Genomic DNA, 21404 nt, shown 5'->3' with positions numbered 1-21404 from the left:
AGAAAGTTGGCCAGTACGCAGGATAGGAAACCGGTGGTGAAACCCCGGTGAAATCCGGCCGGTTTCAGGGCGCGCGCAGCGGCACGATATCGACACGGTAAGCCGTTGCGCCGGGATGAAAGCCCAGTTCCCACCCCATGGCCCCGGCGATGCGCTGGAGCAGGTTCTGGCCATGCAGGAAACCCTGCGTCGTGCCGGCCCGGCCCGGATCGACCGCATTGGCCATGCTCAGCACACCGTCGGCGAACGACACCCGCAGCGGCGCGCCGGGCATGCCATGGAACAGCGCATTGCCGAGGCAGTTATTGACGAGCAGCGTGGCCAGATGGCGGTTGCCGGCCACCTCGAGCCGGTCGGGCAGGTCGAGCACCAGCCGGTCGTCGCGCCAGGCGACGTCGTCCAGCAGGCGCAGCAGGCTTTCCTCGATACAGCCGCGCAGGTCGAACACCTCGCTGGCGATATGCCCGGCGCGCGCCAGCGCAAACAGCACCTCGATGGTATTGCGCATCTCGTCCAGGCCGGTCTGCAGTTGCGCGGCCTCGTGCCGCTCCAGCGGCCGCGAGGACGCCTGGGCCAGCGTATTGTTCATCACGGTAAGCGGCGTGCGCAATTCATGGCTGACGTCGCGCGCAAACGCATGCTCGCGGCGCAGCGCGGCGTGCAGGTCGGCGATCGTGGTGCCGAGCTTGTCGGCCAGGTAGCCGATTTCATCGCGGCGTCCGCGGGCGCTGAAAACGACCGGCGTATCGGGCATATCCGGCGCGAGGCTGCGCACTTCATTCGCCAGCACCTGGAGCGGGGAGACCAGCCGGCGCGACAACAGCCAGGCCAGCAGCAGCGCCAGCGCGATCAGCCCGAGCGCTACCGAGACCAGCATGCCGCCGATGTCCTGGAAGAGTTTCGACACCACCAGCAGGGGGCCGACATCGGCCAGCAGGTAGACGCGTCGCACGCCGCCCGCCCCGCGCAGGTCGAGCGTGCGGAGGTGATAGTGATGGCCGGTGTCCGTGAAGATCTCGGCACGCTGCTTGCCGGCCGCGATCGTTTCACGCGCAAGCGGAGGCAACGCCTCACTGCCGCTGTAGACACGGATGAGGTCGATACCTGGCTGCCCGATCGCGCCATGCAGGCGGAAATGCGCCCCCATGGCGGCCGCTTCCCGTTCCAGCAGCCGGTCGACCAGCATGTCTTCGGTCACATAGGAAATAACCAGCGCGAGCCCGGTATAGGCAACGCAGATCAGCACCGTGAAACCGGCCAGCGCGGCGAACAGGCCATGCCGGATCGACTTAAACATCGGCGGCCGCGGCAGGTTGCAGCCTGTAGCCGAGCTGCGGAATGGTGCCGATGATGTCCGGCGCGCCGGCCAGCGCCAGTTGCCTGCGCAGCGCATAGATGTGCGACTTGAGTGCATCGCTGTCCGGCGGATTGGTGCCCCACAGCTCGTGCATCAGCGCGGACCGGGAAACGGCATGCGGATGCGCGGTGCACAGCGTGAACAGGATCCTGAAACCGGCTTGTGTCAGCGTGACGGGCATGCCGTGGCACAGGGCGCGCCGGTCACGCGGCAGCAGCGTGAGCGGACCGACGCTCAGCTCCTGGCCCACGTGCAGTTGCCCGCGCCGCGCCAGTGCTTCGCAGCGCAGCGCAAGCTCGCGCAGGTCGAACGGCTTGGTCAGGTAATCGTCGGCGCCGCCATGGAAGCCGCGGGCCTTGTCTTCGAACGCATCGCGGGCGGTCAGCATCAGTACCGGCACGTTGCGCGGCGCCCGCGCCTTGATCGCGCGGCACACGTCCAGGCCATCCATGTCGGGCAGGTTCAGGTCGAGCAGCACCACGTCGTAGCTTTCGCGCGTGGCCAGTTCGATGGCGAGCGCGCCGGTGGCGGCATGGTCGGTCTGCCACTTCAGGCCGTCGAGGAACTGCACGACCTGGCGGGCGATCGTCGGATGGTCTTCCACCACCAGGATGGTCAGGGCGCTGCGGTTCGTCATCGGGTCATGTGGTCATGCGTTCGTCGTCGCCAGGCACGGGCATCGAACAGTAGCAGGGCAGTGGAGTGGTGGCAATGCGCGCGTGCCGGCGCCGCACACTGCGCGGAAGGAAACAGGCAATCCCCGGAAAGGGGCATCGACAGGCCGGCAGCTTCCACGCTATCATTGAGATTGATTCTCATTCCCATTCGCATTTCATTCGCATTTCATTCGTCTTTCCGCCCCCAGCACAGGAGTTGTCATGTTTCCCGATCGCGCAGCAAGCCCCGCCCCGCACCCGTTCCGCCAGCAATCCGGGAGGCGCGGCACCGGGCTGACCCTGCTGTGCGCAAGCCTGTCGCTGGCTTACCCGCTGGCGCTGCATGCGGCGGAGGAAGTGGCGCCCGCGGCGCCGCCGGCGGAGGCGGAAACCACGCTGCAAACGGTGACCGTGACGGGCACGATGGACAACAACACCGAAAACACCGGTTCGCTGGCCAGCCGCAAGGCCAGCGTGATGAAAGGTTTCGAGACGGTGCGCGACATCCCGCAGCCGGTCACCGTGATCACCCGCCAGCTGCTGGACGACCGCAATTTCCTCGACCTGCACGACGTGCTGCAGAACACGCCGGGCGTGTCGGTCGACTACACCGACAGCGAACGCGTCACGTACCACTCGCGCGGCTACCAGATCGATGCGCTGCAGGTCGACGGGATCACGTTCAGCCAGAGCGGCTCGGCCTTCGTGCAGCCCGATACGGCCGTGCTGGACCGCGTGGAAGTGCTGCGCGGCGCCTCGGGCATGCTGCGCGGTTCGGGCAACCCGTCGGCCACGGTGAACATGGTGCGCAAGCGGCCGACGCGGGAATTCCAGGCATCCGCGGTGGCGACTGTCGGCCGCTGGGACCGCCACCGCGTGGAAGGCGACGTTTCCGGCGCGCTCAACGCATCGGGCACGCTGCGCGCACGTGCCGTGGTGGTGGCGGACGAGAAGGAATTCTTCCAGAAGGCCAAGCAGGAAAAACGCGAAGTGCTGTACGGCGTGGTGGAATACGACCTCGCGCCGAAGACCACGCTGACCGCCAGCCTGCAGCACACCGACCTGGACGCCACCGGCGCCTGGGGCGGCATGCCCGGCAACCTCGACGGTTCGCCGCTGTACCTGCCGCGCGACACCTACCTGGGCGTGGACTGGAACCGCTGGAACCGCTACAACGACGAAGCGTTCGCCGAGATCGAGCACCGCTTCGACAACGGCTGGACGGCCAGGGTCGGCGCCGCCTGGGTGCACCTGGCGCTGAAGAACGGCGGCTTCAAGCAATCGTATTTCACGCGGGTGGCCGGCACCACCAATCCTTACCTGATGAGCGTGGCCTCGGCCCAGTACACCGGCGCCGAGAGCACGCAGAAGGTCGTCAACGCGGTGGCCAGCGGCCCGTTCACGCTGTTCGGCCGCAAGCACGAGCTGATCGTGGGCGGCGAGGCGCTGCGCACCGAATCGATCGACAGCTGGGGCCAGGGCAGCCTGTACCCGCAGGTCGTGGATATCCGCACCTTCGACCCGTACGGCACCTATGCCGAGCGCGATGTGGCGACCCCGGGCAGCGCCAACCCGAACTACACGCGCCAGAAGGGCGTGTTCGGCACGGCGCGGCTGTCGGTCGCCGATCCGCTGACGCTGCTCGTCGGCGGCCGCCTGTCGTGGTGGGAATACGAGGTGCCGCGCACGCCGGCCAGCAACTACAGGATCGAGCGCGAGGCCACGCCGTTCGCCGGCCTGGTATACGACTTCAACCGTAACCTGAACGCCTACCTGAGCTACACGGAAATCTTCACGCCGCAGAACGTGAAGGATGTCAACGGCAACATCCTGCAGCCGATCCGCGGCGAGGACTACGAAGCGGGCGTGAAGGGCGATTTCTTCGGCGGCAAACTGACGGCCTCGGCCGGCATCTTCCACATCACCAACGAGGGCAAGGCGGTCGAGGACCCCACGTCGGCCAATCCGTGCGCGCCGTACTACACCACCGGCTTTTGCCGCGTGGCCGGCGGAAAAACGCAGAGCAGGGGCTGGGAACTGGAACTGGCCGGCGAGATCCTGCCGGGCTGGCAGGTGCAGGCCGGCTATACCAACACGCGTACGAAATACATCACCGATACCAGCAGCGCCAACACGGGCCTGCCGCTGCGCACGATCGATCCGCGCCACAAGGTCAACGTGTTCTCCAGCTACCGCTTCGACGGCGCGCTGCAGGGCCTGACGCTGGGCGGTGGCGTGCGCACGCAGAACGATACCTACGTGACCGCCGGCGGCCTGACGGTGCGCCAGGGCGGCTATTCGATCTTCAACGCGATGGCGAACTACCGGTTCAGCGACCGCTACGCGCTGCAGCTGAACGTCGAGAACCTGTTCGACAAGGTGTATTACAAGAAGTTCGCGCCGACCGGCATCAGCTACTACTACGGCGATCCGCGCAACGTCACGCTGTCGCTGCGCGCCAGCCTGTAAGCCGCTCGGATCGGAGAGCCTGGCCGCCCGGATCGGAGAGCCTGGCCGCCCGGATCAGAGGGCCTGGCCCCCCGAAACCTCGATCCGCTGGCCCGTCACCCAGCGGTTGCCCGGTGCCAGCAGGCCGGCGATCATCGGGCCGATGTCGTCGGCCACGCCCACGCGGCCCAGCGCGGTCATTTGCGCCAGCATCCGGTTCAGGTCCGGATTGTCGCGCACGGCGCCGCCGCCGAAATCCGTTTCGATGGCGCCCGGCGCCACCGTGTTGACAGCGATGCCGCGCGCGCCGAATTCCTTTGCCATGTAGCGCGTCATCACTTCCACGGCGCCCTTCATTGCCGCATAGGCGGCATACCCTGGAATGGTGAGCCGCGTCAGTCCGGACGACAGGTTGACGATGCGGCCGCCATCGGCCAGCAGCGGCAGCAGCGCCGCCGTCAGGAAGAACACGCCCTTGAAATGCACGTCCACCAGCCGGTCGAACTGGGCCTCGGTGGTGTCCGTCAGCGCCGCGTGTTCGCCGTGGCCGGCATTGTTGACGAGATGGTCGAACCTGTCGCGGCCCCACGTTTCGCGCAGCGTGCCGCGTAACTGTTGCACGAACGAGGCAAAGCTGCCGATATTGCCGCTGTCCAGCTGGAACGCCACGGCCTTGCGGCCCAGTGCCGCGATCTCGGCGACAACGGCCTGCGCATCCTCGGCACGGCTCTGGTACGTGATGATGACGTCGCCGCCGGCCCGGGCGATGCTGAGTGCCGTATTGCGGCCCAGGCCGCGGCTGGCGCCGGTAATGAGGGTAATCGTGGTCATGCTGGCTCCTTGACGATGCGTGGTTGGGAGCCGCCATGATGGTCCCGCGCGTGCCAGCGCAATTTCACGAAGGAACGGTTTTTTTGCCTGATCCTCCAATTCCACGCCGCCCTGCCGTTTTCGGGTTACGCTGATGCCATGGATACCCTGCTCGACGCGGTACGCCGCCATGCCGACTCCCATGCCGATGCCAGCGGACTGGCCCGCTCCGCCATTCCCGGCCTGCTGGCCGTGCGCGCATTCGCGCCCAGCGGCTTGCAGCATGCGATTTCGAAGCCGATCGTCTGCCTTGTGGTGCAGGGCGCCAAGAACGTAACGATGGGCACCACCTCGGTGGATTTCAGTGCCGGCGAATCGCTGCTGATCACCGCGGACGTGCCGATCGTCAGCCAGATCACCGCTGCCAGCCTGGCCGCGCCCTACCTGTCGCTCGTGCTGGAACTCGATCAGGCCGTCATCGCCGAGCTGGGGGTGCAGATGGGCGCCGCGCCGGATGACGCGCACGTGCCGGTGCGCGTGGATACCACCGATACGGAAGTGGCCGATACCGCGCGGCGGCTGCTCCACCTGCTCGACCGCCCCGACGCCGTGCCGGTACTGCACGCCCAGCTGGTACGCGAGCTGCATTACTGGCTGCTCGCAGGGCGGCACGGGCCGGCGCTGCGGCGGCTCGGCTGGCCGAACGGGCCGGCACAGCGGGTAGCGCGCGCCGTGGCACTGCTGCGCACGGATTTCGCCCGTGCATTGCCCGTGGAACGCCTGGCGGAAATAGCGGGCATGAGCCCCTCGTCGTTCCACCAGCATTTTCGGGCGCTGACATCGCTGTCTCCGCTGCAATTCCAGAAGCAGCTGCGGCTGATCGAGGCACGCCGGCTGATGCTGGGCGAAGGCGCCTCCGCCAGCACCGCGGCTTTTACGGTGGGATATGAAAGCGTGCCCCAGTTCACCCGCGAATATGGCCGGCTGTTCGGCACCACGCCGGTGCGCGATACCCGGGCGGCACGGGAGCGCCTGCAGCCGGCATAGCGTACGGTCCAGCCCGCATCCAGCCGCTCATCCACCCGCTCTTTCACCCGCTCTTCCACCCACCCACCGCGAGCACGATTGACGCGGCAATTGGTGTTGCGGACGAATTCGACTTAGTATCGTCCATGCGCCCAGCCGTGCGTGTTTTCATCTTTTCCCCGGTCACTTCTCAACCATCCTGATCGCCGATCATGACGAGCGAGCCCCAGCCACTGCCAGCCCCGCCCGAACCCGAGCAGAACCCGGAGCTGTCGTTCGGCCAGCTGCTGTACCGTTTCCTGTTCTTCGACTGGCTGTTCCGCGATGTGAACGCCGCGCGCGACCTGTTCGAGCGGCATGCGGCACGCCAGCACAACCAGCGCATGAGCCGCTACCTGCCCGTCTACCTGCGGCGCTGGTCGGTGCTGGCCGTGTGCGACTTCGGCCTTGGCATCCTGTTCGAGAAGGTGGTGCAGGCCACGCTGCTGTCGGCCTGGTTCTTCACCTGGTCGTGCGTGACCGTGACGGGCATGGTCGTCATCACCGTGGCCTGGCTGTTCCTCGCGTTCGCGCGCATGCCCTGACCGGTCACCGCAATTCCGGTCAAGTCCGCCCTGGCGGGGAATGCTAGAGTGCGCTCAATGAATGCATGGAGCCGCCGTGAGCATCGTTGCCAAAGCGCTGTGGTATATCGAAAACAATTCCGCCCGTGCCGACCTGTCGCTCGATGACGTGGCGGCCGCCTGCGAGGCGTCGCGCTTCCACCTGACGCGCGCGTTCGGCCTGGCCACGGGCCGCACGCTGATGCGCTACCTGCGTGCAAGGCGCATCACGCAAGCCGCGCTGGCGCTGGCCGATGGCGCGCCCGACATCCTCGCGGTCGCCCTCGACGCCGGCTATGGCTCCCATGAAGCATTTACACGGGCATTTCGCGAACAGTTCGGCCTCACGCCGGAAGCGCTGCGCGCCCGGGGCCATTGCGAAGGGCTGGACCTGGTGCGGGCGCTGCGGCTCGACCACGGCGGCGACCTCGTCCTCGCGGCTCCCCGGCTGGTCGAACGGCCCGCATTGACCGTGGCCGGCCTGCGCGAACGCTACAGCCACGAAACCGCCGCCGGCATTCCCGCGCAATGGCAGCGGCTGGCCGGCCACCCGGTGCCCGCCTGCCTGGTCGGATCGAACGAATACGGCGTGTGCATCGAAGCGGACGGCGGCGCATTCGATTACCTGTGCGGCATCGAGATCGCCGGCAGGGCGCCTGCCGGGCTCGTGGCGCTGGCGATCCCGGCGCGGCACTACGCCGTCTTCTTCCACCCCGGCCACATCGCGGCGATCCGCATGACGTGGCGCGCGATCTACGACCGCTGGCTGCCGGCTTCGGGCCTGCGCGCGCTGGGCGGCCCGGACTTCGAACGCTATGACGGACGCTTCGACGTGGCCACCGGCGAAGGCGGCGTGGAAATCTGGATCCCGGTGGCGGCCCGATGAAGCGCCGGCTCATCACCAGCGTGGCGCTGGCGGTCGCGGGCGGCATCGCCATGCGCCTTGCCTTCGGCCTCGAACCGGTGTGGTGGCTGGCGTGGATCGCACCCGCGCCCGTATTGATCGCCGCACTTCGCAGCAGCACCGGAGCGGCACGCGGACTCGCGCTGCTGGCGGGGCTGATCGCTTCGGGCGGCCTGTTTTCCTATTTTTCGCTGGTGATGCCGCTACCGGTCGCCGCGCTGGTGACGGTGCTGCTGGCGCTGGCGTGGGTGCTGGTGAGCCTGCTGGCGCGGCACGTGATGCTGCGCACCGCGTCCGCATGGTCCGTGCTGGCTTACCCGCTGCTGTGGTGCGCGGTCGACACGCTGCTGGCGACCCTGCACCCGGACGGCAACTGGGGCAGCCTGGCGTATTCGCAGGCGGACTTCGCGCCCGCCGTGCAGGTCGTCTCGCTGACCGGAGTCGCCGGGCTGGTGTTCGCGGTGGCGCTGGTCCCCGCCGTGATCGCACTGGCAGCGGTGCGCGGCTGGTCGGCGATGAAGGTGCCGGCCGGCTGCACACTGGCGCTCGTTGCCGCCATCTTCGCCTTCGGTTACGTCCGCATTCCCGCCCCGGCGCCCATCGCCGGCGACCGCATCGGCCTGGCCGCGATCGACGATTTCATCGGCCCGCGCGTGCCGGAGGCGCAGGTCGAGCGCATCTGGGCGCAGTACGAACGCCACGTGAACGCGCTGGCCGCGCAGGGTGCCCGCATCGTCGTGCTGCCGGAAAAGATCGCGGTCGTGGCACCGGATGCCGCCGCGCGGCTGTCGCAGCGCCTGGGCTCGCTGGCGGCCCGCAACCGCGTATGGCTGGTGGCCGGCATCGGCACCGACGACAACGGCCGCAAGCACAACCTGGCGTGGCTGTTCGGGCCCGATGGAAGGCGCGACGCCAGCTACGTGAAACACCACATGGCACCGCCGGAGCGCGAATTCCTGCCCGGCACGGGATACGACGTGCGCCCCATCGGCGACACCGCCTACGGCCTGGCGATCTGCAAGGACATGCATTTCGCCGGCATGGGCCGTGCCTATGGCCGGCGCCATGCGCAGGCGATGCTGGTGCCGGCCTGGGATTTCAACCTGGATGCGCGTTATGCGGCGCGGTTGTCGGCGCTGCGTGGCGTGGAAAGCGGCTTCGCGATGGTGCGCGCCGCGCGCGACGGCCTGCTGACCGTGACCGATGCGTATGGCCGCGTGACGGCCGAAACCCGCTCGGCGCCGCTGCCCGGCGCAACGCTGCTGGCAACCGTGCCGGCGGCGCGGGTCGACACGCTGTACGCCCGCACCGGCGACTGGTTCGGCTGGCTGTGCACCGGGGCCGCGCTGCTGATGCTGTTGCAGTGGCGTGGCTTACGTCATGCGGGAAAGGAAAAGCCCGCCGGGTACGCGTGAAAGCCGTCGAAATCGGCTTTGCCGACCGGCACGCCGGCCTGCCTTGCAATCGCGTAGGCCATGCCGTAATGGAAGAAGAAATTGGGCAGGCCGTACAGTAAAAAGTAATCCGGCCCGTCGAAGCGCAGTCCGGCAAAACCCGCCACCGTGTCCACCTGCACTCCCGCCATGCCGTCGAATGCATCGGCAGGCAACGCGGCCAGCCAGGCGGCGGCCTGCGCCAGCTCGCCGCGCACGCCGTCCAGCGTGAAGTCTTCGCCCTGGAACGAGACGATGTCGCGCCCCGCCAGCGGGCAACTGACGCGCAGCGTGAAGCCGATGGCGGTGCGGGCCTGTTGCAGCAGCGGTGCCATGTCCGGATGCAGGCGGTTGCCCGCCACGGCCGGATCGAAGGCCGCGACACGTTGCAACAGGTGGTCCAGGCGGTCCAGGTAATGCAGGAAAACGCGGGATGGCGCAAGCATGCGACAGGCTCCTGTTTGCCGGCGAGGCGATGACAGGTATCATAGCTGATCTTATAGCTGATACTTATGGCTGGTACTGAAGCCGACACTCATGGCCGGTACCATCCGTCGAATCGAACCATGCGCCGCTGGATCCTCATCATGCTGTTGCTGATCTATCCATTCCAGGTTGCCCTGGCGATGGCGGACCGCTGCTGCATGACCACGCCGCAAGGCGTGACCCACCATGCGGTGGAAGCGCAGCCCGTGTTCGACGCCGGCGACGAACATGGCGGCGCCAGCGATCCGCACTGTGCCGCCTGCGTGTTCGTGCACACGATCAGTTTTCCATCCGCCATCGCCGTGATCCCGGCGCTGCACGACACAGCGCCCGCCCATGCACCGGCCAGCCCCGCATTGACCTCCCATAGCCCCGGCCGTCCCGAACGGCCGCAGTGGCCGCACACCGCCCTCTCCAGCCAGGCGCAGGCCATCTAGCCATTTCATTCGGCTCGCCTGATCAGATCCATCCATCAGGAGCACCCATGTTCATCCCGCCCGGACGACGATTCGTCCCGGCCGTGGTACTGGCACTCGCCTGCGGCATCGCCGCGGGCGCCGAGCCGGCCACGGCCATTCCGCTCGACCTGCCGGCCGCCATCGCGCTGGCCGTCGAGCGTCATCCCGCCCTGCGTGCCGCCGCGCACGAAGCCAGCGCCGGCGCCGCCGCCGTCGAGCAGGCCGGCCGCCTGCCCAATCCCGAACTGGCCTACCTGCGCGAAGGCCACCGCGCCGGCACCCGGACCACCACCGTGCAGGTCAATCAACCCCTCGAACTGGGCGGCAAGCGGCAAGCCCGCGTGGCGGTGGCGCAGGGCGCGCTCGATCTCGCCCGCAGCGACCACGCGCTGCGGCGGCAGGCGCTGCGTGCCGATGTCATCGATGCGTTCTACACCACGCTGATCGCGCAGGAGCGCCGGCAGCTCGCGCAGGCCACGCTGGAACTTTCCGGCAAGAGCCTGGAAGCGGTTGCCGGCCGGGTAGCGGCCGGCAAGGTCTCGCCGGTGGAAGCGAGCAAGGCGCGGGTGGCACAGGCCGATGCCCGCGTCGAACTCGAACGCGCCGCGGCCGACCTGGCGATCGCCCGCAACGCCCTCGGCGCACTGACCGGCGAATCGCTCGAAGCACGCGAACTGGCCGGCGGCGCCGTCGCCACGCTGCCGGCCGTGGAACCGCTGCCGGCGCTGCTGCAACGCGCGGCCGGGGCGCTCTCCGTGCGCCGTGCACGCCAGCAGCTTGCGTTGCGCAATGCGCAGGCCGATGCCGAGCGCGCGGCCCGCGTGCCGGACGTCACGCTCACCATCGGCAGCCAGCGCGACGACCAGCTGGCGCACCGCCAGGCGGTGGTCGGGCTGGCGATCCCGTTGCCGCTGTTCGACCGCAACGGAGGCAACCTGGCCGCCGCCATGGCCCGCTCGGACGGCGCCAGGGCGGAACTGGAAGCGGCCGAACTGGCGGCGCGGACCGACCTCGCGGCCGCCCGCCTGCGCTTCGGCCAGGCCCGCGGCGAAGCCCTGCTGCTGGAGCACGACGTGGTGCCCGAAGCACGCTCGGTCCACGAGCTGAGCCTGAAGGGATTCGAATACGGCAAGTTCACCTTCCTCGACGTGCTCGATGCCCAGCGCACGCTGTTCCAGGCCCGTTCCCGCCAGTGGCAGGCAATGCTCGACGCATGGCGTGCCCACGCCGCGATCGAGCGCCTGGCCGGCCCCGCACAACCCGATTGAAGAGAACGAGATGACGAGAAAACAGAAACTGGCGATCGCGCTGATGTGCGTGGTGGCCGCAATGCTGGCCGCGCTGATGCTGTTGCGGCAGCCCGCCGGCACCGAACACGAGGAAAACGGGCACGCGCACGAACAGGAGCACGGCACCGGGAAGGAGACCGGAAAAGAGCACGGGCACGGCAGCGGCGAGGCGGCGGCCGGCCACAAGGAGCACGAGGATTCGCACGGCCACGACGACCGCCACGCCGAATCCGCCCCGGCGGCCGCGGCCACCGATGCGATCGCGATGACCGAAGCGCAGATCAAGGCCAACGGCATCGGCATCGACGCCGCGCAGCCGGCCAGCCTGCGCGAAACGCTGCACCTGCCCGCGCAGGTGCGCGCCGATGCGGAACGCACCGTCGCCGTCGCTGCACCGGCACGCGGCATGGTGCAGTCGGTGCTGGTGTCGCCGGGCAGCGTGGTGCGCAAGGGCCAGGGCCTGGTCACGCTGCAGATCGCGGAAGTGGCGCAGTGGCGCGCCGATGCCGCCGCCGCGGCGCAGCGGCTGCAGCTGGCCCGCACGGTGGTGGAACGCGAGCGCAGGCTGTGGGACGAGCGCATCTCGGCCCGGCAGGACCTCGATATCGCCCAGGCCGCGTTCGGCGAGGCGCAGGTGCAGGCCGATGCCGCACGCCAGCGCCTGGCCGCGCTGGGCATCGCGGCGTCGGGCGGCGCCGCCGTCATCCTCCATGCGCCGCTGGCCGGCGTGGTGATCGAACGGCCCGCCGTTGCGGGCATGGCGTCCGATGGCACCCAGCCGCTGCTGACCATCGCCGACCTGGGCCGCGTATGGATCGAAGCTGCGGTGCCGTCGGGCAGCCTGGCGCAGGTGGAAGCCGGCATGCCGGCCACGGTGACGGCGACCGCGCTGGCCGAAGCCGTGCGCGGCACCGTATCGTTCGTCGGCCCGGTGCTGGGCGAGACCACGCGCATGGCCACGGCCCGCATCGTGCTGCCGAACCCCGGCATGCGGCTGCGGCCCGGCATGCTGGCCACCGTCGACCTGATGGGCCGGCAGGGCGATGCGGCCGTGACCGTGGCCTTCGACGCGGTGCAGACGATCCACGAGCGCAGCGTGGTATTCGTGCGCACGCCGGGCGGCTTCGAGGCGCGTACCGTCGTCACCGGGCGGTCCGACGGGCGGCGTACCGAGATCGTCAAGGGTCTCGCCGCCGGCAGCCGCTATGCCGCGTCAGGCAGCTACCTGCTGAAGGCCGATCTCGGCAAGTCCGAAGCCGAGCACGATCACTAAGGGGCCGCCATGTACCAGAAACTGATTGCCGCGGTCATCGCGCGGCGCTGGCTCGTCGTGTTTGCGGTGCTGTGCCTGGCCGCCCTCGGCGTCCACAGCTACCGGATGCTGCCGATCGACGCGGTGCCGGACATCACCAACGTGCAGGTGCAGGTCAACGTGCCGGCGCCGGGCTATTCGCCGGTGGAGGTCGAGCAGCGCATCACGTTCCCGATCGAGACCTTGATGAACGGCCTGCCAGGGCTGGAGCAGACACGTTCGCTGTCGAAATACGGCCTGTCGCAGGTGACGGTCGTGTTCCGCGACGGCACCGATATCTACTTCGCCCGCCAGCTCGTGGGCGAGCGGCTGCAGCAGGCCCGGTCGCAACTGCCGCCGGGCATGGAACCTTCGCTGGGACCGATCGCCACCGGGCTCGGTGAAATCTTCTACTGGACGGTCGAGGCGAAGGAGGGCGCCCGCAAGCCGGACGGCACGCCGTACACCCCGACCGACCTGCGCGAGATCCAGGACTGGGTGGTGGCGCCGCAATTGCGCGGCGTGGCCGGCGTTACCGAGATCAACACGATCGGCGGCTACGAGAAGGAATTCCAGGTGGCGCCGGACATGGACCGGCTGGCCGCGCATGGCCTCGGTCTCGCGCAACTGGTCACGGCGCTCGACCGCAACAACGGCAATGCCGGAGCCGGCTACATCGAGCGGGGCGGCGAGCAGTTCGTGGTGCGCACGCCGGGCCAGCTGCGCACGCTGGAAGAAATCCGCAACATCGTGCTCGACGTGGTGCAGGGCGCGCCGATCCGCGTGCGCGACGTGGCGGACGTGGAGCTGGGCCGCGAACTGCGCACCGGCGCGGCCACCGAGAATGGCCGCGAGGTGGTGCTGGGCGCCGTGTTCATGCTGATCGGCCAGAACAGCCGCAGCGTGGCCGATGCCGCGCGCCACCGGCTGGAAGACATCAACCGCTCGCTGCCGGCCGGCGTGCAGGCCTTGCCCGTCTACGACCGCTCGGTGCTCGTCAACAAGGCGATCGACACGGTGCGCGACAACCTGGCCGAAGGCGCGTTGCTGGTGATCGCGATCCTGTTCTTTTTCCTCGGTAATTTGCGCGCCGCGCTGATCACCGCGCTGGTGATCCCGCTGACGATGCTGATGGTGTTTACCGGCATGGTGCAGGCGGGCGTCAGCGCCAACCTGATGAGCCTGGGCGCGCTGGATTTCGGCATCATCATCGACGGCGCCGTGGTGATCGTGGAGAACTGCATCCGCCGGCTCGCCCATGCGCAGGCTGCGGCGGGCAGGGCGCTGACGCGCGAGGAACGCTTCGCCGAAGTGGCCGCCGCCGCCGCGGAAGCGCGCCGGCCACTGCTGTTCGGCCAGCTGATCATCATGACGGTGTACCTGCCGATCTTCGCGCTGTCGGGCATCGAGGGGCGCATGTTCCACCCGATGGCGGTCACGGTGGTGATGGCGCTGGTGGCGGCGATGGTCCTGTCGGTGACGTTCGTGCCGGCCGCGGTGGCGCTGTTCGTCACGAAGCCGGTGGCCGAGCACGACAGCCGCATCATGCGCGGGGCGCGCGACCTGTATGCGCCGGCGCTCGACTGGGTACTGCGCAACCGGCCGGTGGCGCTGACGTTCGCCGCGCTGGCCGTGCTGCTCTCCGGCGTGCTGGCGACGCGGCTCGGCACCGAGTTCGCGCCGAACCTGAACGAGGGCGACCTGGCCGTGCTGACGATGCGCATACCCGGCACCAGCCTGCAGCAGTCGGTACAGATGCAGCAGCGGCTGGAACGCGCGCTGCTGCAGCAATTCCCGGAGATCGAACGCATGTTCGCCCGCATCGGCACCTCCGAAGTGGCGACCGACCCGATGCCGCCGAACGCGGCGGACAGCTACATCATGCTGCGGCCGGAACGGGACTGGCCGAAGCCGCGCAAGTCGCACGCCGAGTTGGTGGAAGCCATCACGCAGGCGGCCAACCGCGTTCCCGGCAACAACTACGAGTTCTCGCAGCCGATCCAGCTGCGCTTCAACGAGCTCATTTCGGGCGTGCGCAGCGACGTCGCCGTGAAGGTGTTCGGCGACGATCCGGAAACGATGCAGGCCGCCGCGCAGCTGGTGGCCCGGCGCCTGCAGAAGCTGCCCGGCGCGGCGGAAGTAAAGATCGAGCAGACCGAGGGCCTGCCGGCGCTGACCCTGCAGGTGGACCGCATCAAGGCGGCGCGCTATGGCCTGAACGTGGCGGACGTGCAGGAAGCGTTCGGCACGCTGGTGGGCGGGCGCGACGTGGGCCTGGTGTTCGAAGGCGACCGCAGGTTCGCCATCACCGTGCGCCTGCCGGAGGGACTGCGCAACGACGTGGACACGCTGCGGCAGTTGCCGATCGCGCTGCCGGCCGCCTCGTCCACGGGCAATGGCCGTTCATCGAGCATTCCGCTGTCGGAAATCGCCACGCTGACGTTCGTGCCCGAAGCCAGCCAGGTCAGCCGCGAGAACGGCAAGCGGCGCGTGGTCGTCACGGCCAACGTGCGCGGGCGCGACCTCGGTTCGTTCGTGGCGGACCTGAAGGGCGGGCTGAAGGAAGTGAAACTGCCGGCGGGCACCTGGCTGACCCTGGGCGGCCAGTTCGAGAACCTGGAAAAGGCCTCGCAGCGGCTGGCCATCGTGGTGCCGCTGGCGCTGGCCATCGTCTTCGCGCTGCTGTACCTGATGTTCAACAGCCTGCGCGACGGCCTGCTCGTGTTCACCGGCATTCCATTCGCGATGACCGGCGGCGTGCTGGCGCTGTGGCTGCGCGGCATGCCGCTGTCGATCTCGGCGGCGATCGGCTTCATCGCGCTGTCCGGCGTGGCGGTGCTGAACGGGCTGGTGATGCTGTCGTTCGTGCGCTCGCTGCGCGAGCAGGGCTATCCGCCCGAACAGGCGATGCGCGATGGCGCGCAGGGCCGGCTGCGGGCGGTGCTGATGACGGCGCTCGTGGCCTCGCTGGGCTTCCTGCCGATGGCGCTGGCCACCAGCACGGGCGCCGAGGTGCAGCGGCCGCTGGCCACGGTGGTGATCGGCGGCATCCTGTCCTCCACGGCGCTGACGCTGCTGATCCTGCCGGCGCTGTACCTGTGGATGAACCGCAAGGCGATGAAATGATGAGATGAAACAAGCGGCTTACTGTTCAGCCCGTGTTCAGCCCGTGTCCACCCCGGGGTCAGGCACCGAAGTGGACACGGACTGGAGAGCGCTGCAGCCTAGCGGGTGCCGGCGATATGGAATCCGCTGCCGCCGATTTCCGTATCGTCCGCGTCAAAGCGCGTGACGCCGGTGACGCGCGCGCCGGGCGGGCCGTGCCGCGACCACGCCACCAGGGCTTCCACATCGTCCTGCGCGCCCCGCAAGCATGCCTCCACCGTGCCATCGCGCCGGTTGCACACCCAGCCGGCGAGCCCCAGGGCATTCGCCTCGGCCTTCAGCGCCTGGCGAAAGCCGACGCCCTGGACGGTTCCTTCGATGATCAGCCGGGTTGCCATGTCGTCGATACCTTTGCGGTTTCAGGAATTGATCGGACCACCAGTGTAGCGCCGATTGGATGGGGTTAACCAGCGCGATGATGCGTGGTACCAGGGATATCCAAACGAATATCGCAACTTACAAATTTATCATTGGTGCACCGATATCGATCTGGGTACGATGTTTTCAACAAGGCGCCGCACATGGCAGCCGACACAATAAAACATCCGGAGACTCCCATGCATCGCATCGCCCATCGCGTTCCCGCCGCGCGTTCCTGCTTCCCATCCTGCTTCCCGTCCCGATAGTTCCGCAGCATCCGGTCGTCGGACTGGTCTGAATGCCCCCGCCTGGCCTCCAGGCACCTGAATTCGACAATGCAATCCGGCCGACTTCATGACGGCGGAGATGGCATTCGCACGCCCGTCGCACTGCGATGAGCGGTTCCACGACAGCCGTCACGCCATGCCGGCCACTGCCCCGCGCGGCACGCTTCATTGATTCACCTGGCAACAACAACAACAACAACACGGAGACTGACAATGTTCAAGAAAATCATCGCAGGTTTAATGCTGGCGTGCGGCGCCGCCTCGAGCGGGGCCATCGAGCTCGCCGGGCTGCAGAATGCGCACGATCCCGGCACGATCACGAAGGATGGCGATACGTACTTCAACTTCACCACCGGTACCGGCATCTGGTATTCCACGTCGACCGACCTGAAGACGTGGCAGGGCGGACCGGCCCCGGTGTTCGCGACCAATCCGGCCTGGGTGGAAAAGAAGATCCCCAACTTCAAGGCCAACGGTTCGTCGTACTGGGCGCCGGACGTGATCCAGATGAACGGCGCCTACTACATCTATTACTCGGTGTCCCAGTGGGGTACCACCAACTCGGCGATCGGCGTGGCGCGCAGCCTGTCGCTGAAGAACCCGGTCTGGACCGACCTGGGCGTGGTGGTGCAGTCCTATAACAAGGGCAACACCGAAATCAACGCGATCGATCCGGCCCTGTTCCGCGACCACGACGGCCGCGTCTACATGAGTTTCGGTTCGTTCTTCGGCGGCCTCGGCGTGGGCGAGATCGACCAGGCCACGGGCAAGCTGGCCAGCTACGTGACCAAGATCGCCGGCGGCACCAATGCACGGCGCGATATCGAGGCACCCTACATCACCCGCAACGGAGATTACTACTACCTGTTCGCGAACCGTGGCGCGTGCTGCCAGGGCAGCAACAGCACGTACTACGTCGAGGTGCAGCGCGCCACCAGCGTGGACGGCCCTTACTCGGAACCGCGCACCATCCTGGCGAACATCGACGGCCGGCACAAGGGCCCCGGCCACGTGGGCGTGCTGAAGCAGAACGGCTGCAACTTCGTGTCGACTCACTACTACGACACGGCCGACAACGGCAATGCGAAGCTGCAGATCATGAAGATGACCTATGCGACACGCGGCACCGACATCGACTGGCCGGTGCTCACGCGCGATTTCGACAGCTTCACGGACGACTGCGACGGCGTCAGCGATGGGCGTTACGCGATCCTCAACCAGAACAGCGGCAAGGCGCTGACGGTGGCCGATACGGCGATGCTGCGCGCGACCCAGCCGGGCGCGATGGTGCAGCAGAAGACGTTCGGCGCGCTGAAGAACCAGTACTGGTACGTCATCGGCCACGGCAACGGCGACTACAGCGTGATCAACGAGAACAGCCTGCTGGGCATGGACGACTGGGAAGTGTCGATGTCGCCGGGCGCGAAAGTGGCGCAGTGGTCCTACTGGGGCGGCGACGGCCAGAAGTGGCAGTTCGCCGATGCCGCTTCCGGCAACTACACGATCAAGAACAAGCTCAACGGCCTGGTGGCCGAAGTGAGCGGCGGCAGCACGGCGAACAACGCCGCCGTTCTGCAATACCCGCTGCACGGCGGCGCCAGCCAGCAGTGGTCGCTGGTACGGCAGTAATCCCATCGAAAAAGGAATGACCCCATGAATACCAGATTCGTTCAACTGGCCGCGGCCGCGCTGCTGGCCGCCGCCGGCACCACGGCGTCTGCCGATGTCGTCCTGGTCGGCGACCGGGGCGCGTTCAATGCGCTCGGCTCGATCGCGTACAACAGCAATTTCGACGATTTCGGCGCAGGCTTCCACGTGCCGGGCGATCCGTTCACCCGCGGCGACGTCACCTACGCTTCCGACCTGAACATCACCGTGGGCGCGGGCACCGATTATTCGATCGGCACGCTGCGCACGCTGATCTCGAACAATTATTTTTCGGGACTGACCGGCACGATCGCGGCGGGATACAACCTGTTCGGCTTCGACGGGGCGGTGACCGAAGGGCCGGTCGACATCACGATCGCCACCAACCAGGCCACCTACACGTTCAACGGCGTGACGCTGGCCGACGGTGCGCTCGGCCTGACGTTCGAAGGCTTCCAGGCCACTGGTGCCGGCGAATACTTCACGGCGTTCCGGATCGACACGCTGGGCGACGGCTACCTGCCGGGCATGACCGATGTCGCGGTGGGCGTCAGCGCGGTGCCCGAACCGGCATCCGGCCTGCTGCTGGTGGGCGGGCTGGGCGTGCTGGGACTGGCGCGGCGGCGTTCCATCAAACGGACCGGCAGCCCGCGGCCGTGATGGTCGGGTGTCTGGCACCATTTCCAAATGAAATGGTGCCAGAGACCGGTTTTCGCCAGCTTTTCGACGGATCAAAAAAAGGCCGGTTGCTCGCGCAACCGGCCTTTTCATCGACTGCGGAGGGCGATCAGGCGCCCAGTGCTTCCAGCGCGCCGTTGAACGTGGCGCTCGGGCGCATGATGGCCTTCACCTTGGCTTCGTCGGCCTTGTAGTAGCCGCCGATATCGGCCGGCTTGCCCTGGACTTCCAGCAGCTCGGCGACGATCTTCTGCTCGTTCTCGCCCAGCGACCTGGCCAGCGGCGCGAAGTAGGCCGCCAGTTCGGCGTCCTCGGTCTGCGCGGCCAGTTCCTGGGCCCAGTACAGCGACAGGTAGAACTGCGAACCGCGGTTGTCCAGCTCACCGGTCTTCGGCGACGGCGACTTGCGGTTGTCCAGCAGCTTGCCGGTGGCCGCGTCGAGCGTCTTGGCCAGCAGTTTCGCCTTGGCGCTGCCGGTCTTGATACCCAGGTCTTCCAGGCTCACCGCCAGGGCCAGGAACTCGCCCAGCGAATCCCAGCGCAGGTGGTTTTCCTCGGTCAGCTGCTGCACGTGCTTCGGTGCCGAACCGCCGGCGCCCGTTTCGTACATGCCACCGCCTGCCATCAGCGGCACGATCGACAGCATCTTCGCCGACGTGCCCAGTTCCATGATCGGGAACAGGTCGGTCAGGTAGTCGCGCAGGATGTTGCCGGTGACGGAGATGGTGTCCAGGCCGCGGATCACGCGTTCCAGCGTGTAGCGCATCGCGCGCACCTGCGACATGATCTCGATGTGCAGGCCTTCCGTGTCGTGATCCTTCAGGTACGTGTTGACCTTCTTGATCAGTTCATTCTCGTGCGGGCGGTACGGGTCGAGCCAGAACACGGCCGGCATGCCGGAATTGCGCGCGCGGGTGACGGCCAGCTTGACCCAGTCGCGGATCGGCGCATCCTTGACCTGGCACATGCGCCAGATGTCGCCCTGCTCGACTTCCTGCGACAGCAGCACTTCGCCGGTGGCCAGGTCGGTGATGTTGGCAGTGCCGGCTTCCGGCACTTCGAACGTCTTGTCGTGCGAACCGTATTCCTCGGCCTGCTGGGCCATCAGGCCCACGTTGGGCACCGTGCCCATCGTGCGCGGATCGAAGGCGCCATGCCATTTGCAGAAGTTGATGATTTCCTGGTAGATCCGGGCGAACGTGCTTTCCGGGATCACGGCCTTCACTTCCTTCAGGCGGCCATCGGCGCCGTACATCTTGCCGCCGGCGCGGATCATGGCCGGCATCGACGCATCGACGATCACGTCGTTCGGCGAGTGGAAGTTGGTGATGCCCTTGGCGGAATCGACCATCGCCAGCGGCGGACGGTTTTCCTGGCAGGCGTGCAGGTCGCGCTCGACTTCTTCGCGCTGCGAGGCCGGCAGCGTGGCGATCTTGTTGTACAGGTCGGCCATGCCGTTGTTGACGTTGATGCCCAGGCTGTCGAACAGCGCGCCGTGCTTCTCGAACGCTTCCTTGTAGAACATGCGCACGCAGTGGCCGAACACGATCGGGTGCGACACCTTCATCATCGTCGCTTTCACGTGCAGCGAGAACATCACGCCGGTATTCTTCGCGTCTTCGATCTGCGACGCGTAGAAGTCCAGCAGCGCCTTGCGGCTCATGAACATCGAATCGATGATCTCGCCTTCCTGCAGCGCGACCTTCGGTTTCAGCACGATGGTCTGGCCGGATTTGGTGATCAGTTCCATCTTCACTTCGCGGGCGCGGTCCAGCGTCATCGACTTTTCGCCGTGGTAGAAGTCGCCGTGCGTCATGTGCGACACGTGGGTGCGCGATGCCTGCGACCATTCGGCCATCGAGTGCGGGTTCTTGCGGGCGTATTCCTTCACGGCGCGCGGCGCGCGGCGGTCGGAGTTACCTTCGCGCAGCACCGGGTTCACGGCGGAGCCGATGCACTTGCCGTAGCGGGCCTTGATCGATTTTTCCTCGTCGGTCTTCGGATCGGACGGGTAGTCGGGCAGCTTGTAGCCCTTGCCCTGCAGTTCCTTGATGGCGGCCTGCAGCTGCGAGACGGAAGCGCTGATGTTCGGCAGCTTGATGATGTTCGCGTCCGGCTCCAGCGTTTTCTTGCCCAGTTCGCTCAGCACGTCGGGCACGCGCTGCTCTTCGGTCAGGTATTCCGGGAAGTTCGCGAGGATACGCGCGGCCACCGAAATGTCGGCCTCGTCGACGCGGATGCCGGCGGGCTTGGTGAAAGTCCTGACGACCGGCAGGAATGCGTGGGTCGCCAGCAGCGGCGCCTCGTCGGTCAACGTGTAGATAATGGTCGGATCATTGCTCATGCGCTTATTCCTCGGAATTCGTGGGGTTCCTGATACTGAAAATTCGCCTGCCTGGTCTCGCGTCAACGCAACATCCTCATCACCTTGACCCTCCGGACGGCGCTACGGACAGCGCCAAATCATAACCCAGTCGCCCCGGGCCGGGGGTCCGGATGATCGCTGT

Annotated in this window: 17 protein-coding genes; 11 read left to right on the top strand and 6 right to left on the bottom strand. The window is 67.4% G+C overall.

Annotated features, from left to right (window positions below; genetic code table 11):
• Positions 1-64: 64 nt before the first annotated feature.
• Positions 65-1297 carry a sensor histidine kinase gene (locus tag GJV26_RS13725; RefSeq protein WP_155709294.1) on the bottom strand — a complete coding sequence of 411 codons (1233 nt, stop codon included), beginning with the start codon at positions 1295-1297 and terminating at the stop codon, positions 65-67.
• Positions 1290-1994 carry a response regulator transcription factor gene (locus GJV26_RS13720; protein ID WP_155709293.1) on the bottom strand — a complete coding sequence of 235 codons (705 nt, stop codon included), beginning with the start codon at positions 1992-1994 and terminating at the stop codon, positions 1290-1292. Before GJV26_RS13720 ends, GJV26_RS13725 begins: the two co-directional genes overlap by 8 nt.
• Before the next feature lie 241 nt (positions 1995-2235).
• Between GJV26_RS13720 and GJV26_RS13715 the strand changes: the two genes are divergently transcribed.
• Positions 2236-4482, top strand: a complete 2247-nt coding sequence (locus GJV26_RS13715; RefSeq protein WP_155709292.1) for a TonB-dependent siderophore receptor — start codon at positions 2236-2238, stop codon at positions 4480-4482.
• 54 nt (positions 4483-4536) lie between these two features.
• On the opposite strand, the gene GJV26_RS13710 is transcribed toward GJV26_RS13715, so the two are convergent.
• Complete coding sequence (locus GJV26_RS13710; protein WP_155709291.1) at positions 4537-5292, bottom strand: SDR family oxidoreductase; 756 nt, start codon at positions 5290-5292, stop codon at positions 4537-4539.
• A 138-nt stretch (positions 5293-5430) separates the two neighbouring features.
• Here GJV26_RS13710 and GJV26_RS13705 point away from each other — a divergent pair, with 138 nt between their 5' ends.
• The 4 genes from GJV26_RS13705 to GJV26_RS13690 all read left to right on the top strand — a co-directional run bounded on the left by GJV26_RS13705 (position 5431) and on the right by GJV26_RS13690 (position 9218).
• A complete protein-coding gene (locus GJV26_RS13705; protein WP_155709290.1) occupies positions 5431-6318 on the top strand; it encodes an AraC family transcriptional regulator in 888 nt (295 codons plus the stop codon).
• Positions 6319-6509: 191 nt separating this feature from the next.
• On the top strand, positions 6510-6881 hold the full coding sequence (locus GJV26_RS13700; protein WP_155709289.1) for a hypothetical protein: 372 nt from the start codon (positions 6510-6512) through the stop codon (positions 6879-6881).
• A gap of 76 nt (positions 6882-6957) precedes the next feature.
• Entirely contained in the window at positions 6958-7785 is an 828-nt protein-coding gene (locus GJV26_RS13695) for an AraC family transcriptional regulator (RefSeq protein WP_189441594.1), read from the top strand.
• Complete coding sequence (locus GJV26_RS13690) at positions 7782-9218, top strand: apolipoprotein N-acyltransferase (protein WP_155709287.1); 1437 nt, start codon at positions 7782-7784, stop codon at positions 9216-9218. The genes GJV26_RS13695 and GJV26_RS13690 overlap by 4 nt, the downstream gene beginning before the upstream one ends.
• On the opposite strand, the gene GJV26_RS13685 is transcribed toward GJV26_RS13690, so the two are convergent.
• A complete protein-coding gene (locus tag GJV26_RS13685) occupies positions 9182-9682 on the bottom strand; it encodes a DUF1993 family protein (RefSeq protein WP_155709286.1) in 501 nt (166 codons plus the stop codon). The two genes, GJV26_RS13690 and GJV26_RS13685, sit on opposite strands and share 37 nt — an antisense overlap.
• Before the next feature lie 120 nt (positions 9683-9802).
• Between GJV26_RS13685 and GJV26_RS13680 the strand changes: the two genes are divergently transcribed.
• The 4 genes from GJV26_RS13680 to GJV26_RS13665 are packed head-to-tail and all read left to right on the top strand — an operon-like array spanning position 9803 to position 15886.
• Positions 9803-10159, top strand: coding sequence for a hypothetical protein (locus tag GJV26_RS13680; RefSeq protein WP_155709285.1), 357 nt, complete (start codon positions 9803-9805; stop codon positions 10157-10159).
• A 47-nt stretch (positions 10160-10206) separates the two neighbouring features.
• Positions 10207-11448 (top strand): TolC family protein, encoded by a 1242-nt coding sequence (locus tag GJV26_RS13675; protein WP_155709284.1) that lies wholly within the window; start codon positions 10207-10209, stop codon positions 11446-11448.
• 10 nt (positions 11449-11458) lie between these two features.
• Complete coding sequence (locus tag GJV26_RS13670) at positions 11459-12742, top strand: efflux RND transporter periplasmic adaptor subunit (RefSeq protein ID WP_173346202.1); 1284 nt, start codon at positions 11459-11461, stop codon at positions 12740-12742.
• Positions 12743-12751: 9 nt separating this feature from the next.
• Entirely contained in the window at positions 12752-15886 is a 3135-nt protein-coding gene (locus tag GJV26_RS13665; protein WP_155709282.1) for an efflux RND transporter permease subunit, read from the top strand.
• A gap of 98 nt (positions 15887-15984) precedes the next feature.
• Here GJV26_RS13665 and GJV26_RS13660 read toward each other — a convergent pair whose 3' ends face one another.
• A complete protein-coding gene (locus tag GJV26_RS13660; RefSeq protein ID WP_155709281.1) occupies positions 15985-16263 on the bottom strand; it encodes an acylphosphatase in 279 nt (92 codons plus the stop codon).
• A gap of 522 nt (positions 16264-16785) precedes the next feature.
• Between GJV26_RS13660 and GJV26_RS13655 the strand changes: the two genes are divergently transcribed.
• Positions 16786-18201 (top strand): family 43 glycosylhydrolase, encoded by a 1416-nt coding sequence (locus GJV26_RS13655; RefSeq protein WP_155709280.1) that lies wholly within the window; start codon positions 16786-16788, stop codon positions 18199-18201.
• 24 nt (positions 18202-18225) lie between these two features.
• Positions 18226-18879 (top strand): VPLPA-CTERM sorting domain-containing protein, encoded by a 654-nt coding sequence (locus GJV26_RS13650; protein ID WP_155709279.1) that lies wholly within the window; start codon positions 18226-18228, stop codon positions 18877-18879.
• A gap of 127 nt (positions 18880-19006) precedes the next feature.
• Here GJV26_RS13650 and GJV26_RS13645 read toward each other — a convergent pair whose 3' ends face one another.
• A complete protein-coding gene (locus GJV26_RS13645; RefSeq protein ID WP_155709278.1) occupies positions 19007-21241 on the bottom strand; it encodes an NADP-dependent isocitrate dehydrogenase in 2235 nt (744 codons plus the stop codon).
• Positions 21242-21404: the final 163 nt, after the last annotated feature.

The organism is Pseudoduganella dura (assembly GCF_009727155.1).
GTDB lineage: Bacteria > Pseudomonadota > Gammaproteobacteria > Burkholderiales > Burkholderiaceae_D > Rugamonas > Rugamonas dura.
Note: the sequence above shows the minus strand (reverse complement) of the source record. Positions and strands in the feature narration are given on the sequence as shown.

What these genes read in the sequence shown, in the direction of transcription:
- GJV26_RS13725 (WP_155709294.1), bottom strand. Translation starts at nt 1,297, where the DNA reads ATGTTTAAGTCGATCCGGCATGGCCTGTTCGCCGCGCTGGCCGGTTTC.
- GJV26_RS13720 (WP_155709293.1), bottom strand. Translation starts at nt 1,994, where the DNA reads ATGACGAACCGCAGCGCCCTGACCATCCTGGTGGTGGAAGACCATCCG.
- GJV26_RS13715 (WP_155709292.1), top strand. Translation starts at nt 2,236, where the DNA reads ATGTTTCCCGATCGCGCAGCAAGCCCCGCCCCGCACCCGTTCCGCCAG.
- GJV26_RS13710 (WP_155709291.1), bottom strand. Translation starts at nt 5,292, where the DNA reads ATGACCACGATTACCCTCATTACCGGCGCCAGCCGCGGCCTGGGCCGC.
- GJV26_RS13705 (WP_155709290.1), top strand. Translation starts at nt 5,431, where the DNA reads ATGGATACCCTGCTCGACGCGGTACGCCGCCATGCCGACTCCCATGCC.
- GJV26_RS13700 (WP_155709289.1), top strand. Translation starts at nt 6,510, where the DNA reads ATGACGAGCGAGCCCCAGCCACTGCCAGCCCCGCCCGAACCCGAGCAG.
- GJV26_RS13690 (WP_155709287.1), top strand. Translation starts at nt 7,782, where the DNA reads ATGAAGCGCCGGCTCATCACCAGCGTGGCGCTGGCGGTCGCGGGCGGC.
- GJV26_RS13685 (WP_155709286.1), bottom strand. Translation starts at nt 9,682, where the DNA reads ATGCTTGCGCCATCCCGCGTTTTCCTGCATTACCTGGACCGCCTGGAC.
- GJV26_RS13680 (WP_155709285.1), top strand. Translation starts at nt 9,803, where the DNA reads ATGCGCCGCTGGATCCTCATCATGCTGTTGCTGATCTATCCATTCCAG.
- GJV26_RS13675 (WP_155709284.1), top strand. Translation starts at nt 10,207, where the DNA reads ATGTTCATCCCGCCCGGACGACGATTCGTCCCGGCCGTGGTACTGGCA.
- GJV26_RS13670 (WP_173346202.1), top strand. Translation starts at nt 11,459, where the DNA reads ATGACGAGAAAACAGAAACTGGCGATCGCGCTGATGTGCGTGGTGGCC.
- GJV26_RS13665 (WP_155709282.1), top strand. Translation starts at nt 12,752, where the DNA reads ATGTACCAGAAACTGATTGCCGCGGTCATCGCGCGGCGCTGGCTCGTC.
- GJV26_RS13660 (WP_155709281.1), bottom strand. Translation starts at nt 16,263, where the DNA reads ATGGCAACCCGGCTGATCATCGAAGGAACCGTCCAGGGCGTCGGCTTT.
- GJV26_RS13655 (WP_155709280.1), top strand. Translation starts at nt 16,786, where the DNA reads ATGTTCAAGAAAATCATCGCAGGTTTAATGCTGGCGTGCGGCGCCGCC.
- GJV26_RS13650 (WP_155709279.1), top strand. Translation starts at nt 18,226, where the DNA reads ATGAATACCAGATTCGTTCAACTGGCCGCGGCCGCGCTGCTGGCCGCC.
- GJV26_RS13645 (WP_155709278.1), bottom strand. Translation starts at nt 21,241, where the DNA reads ATGAGCAATGATCCGACCATTATCTACACGTTGACCGACGAGGCGCCG.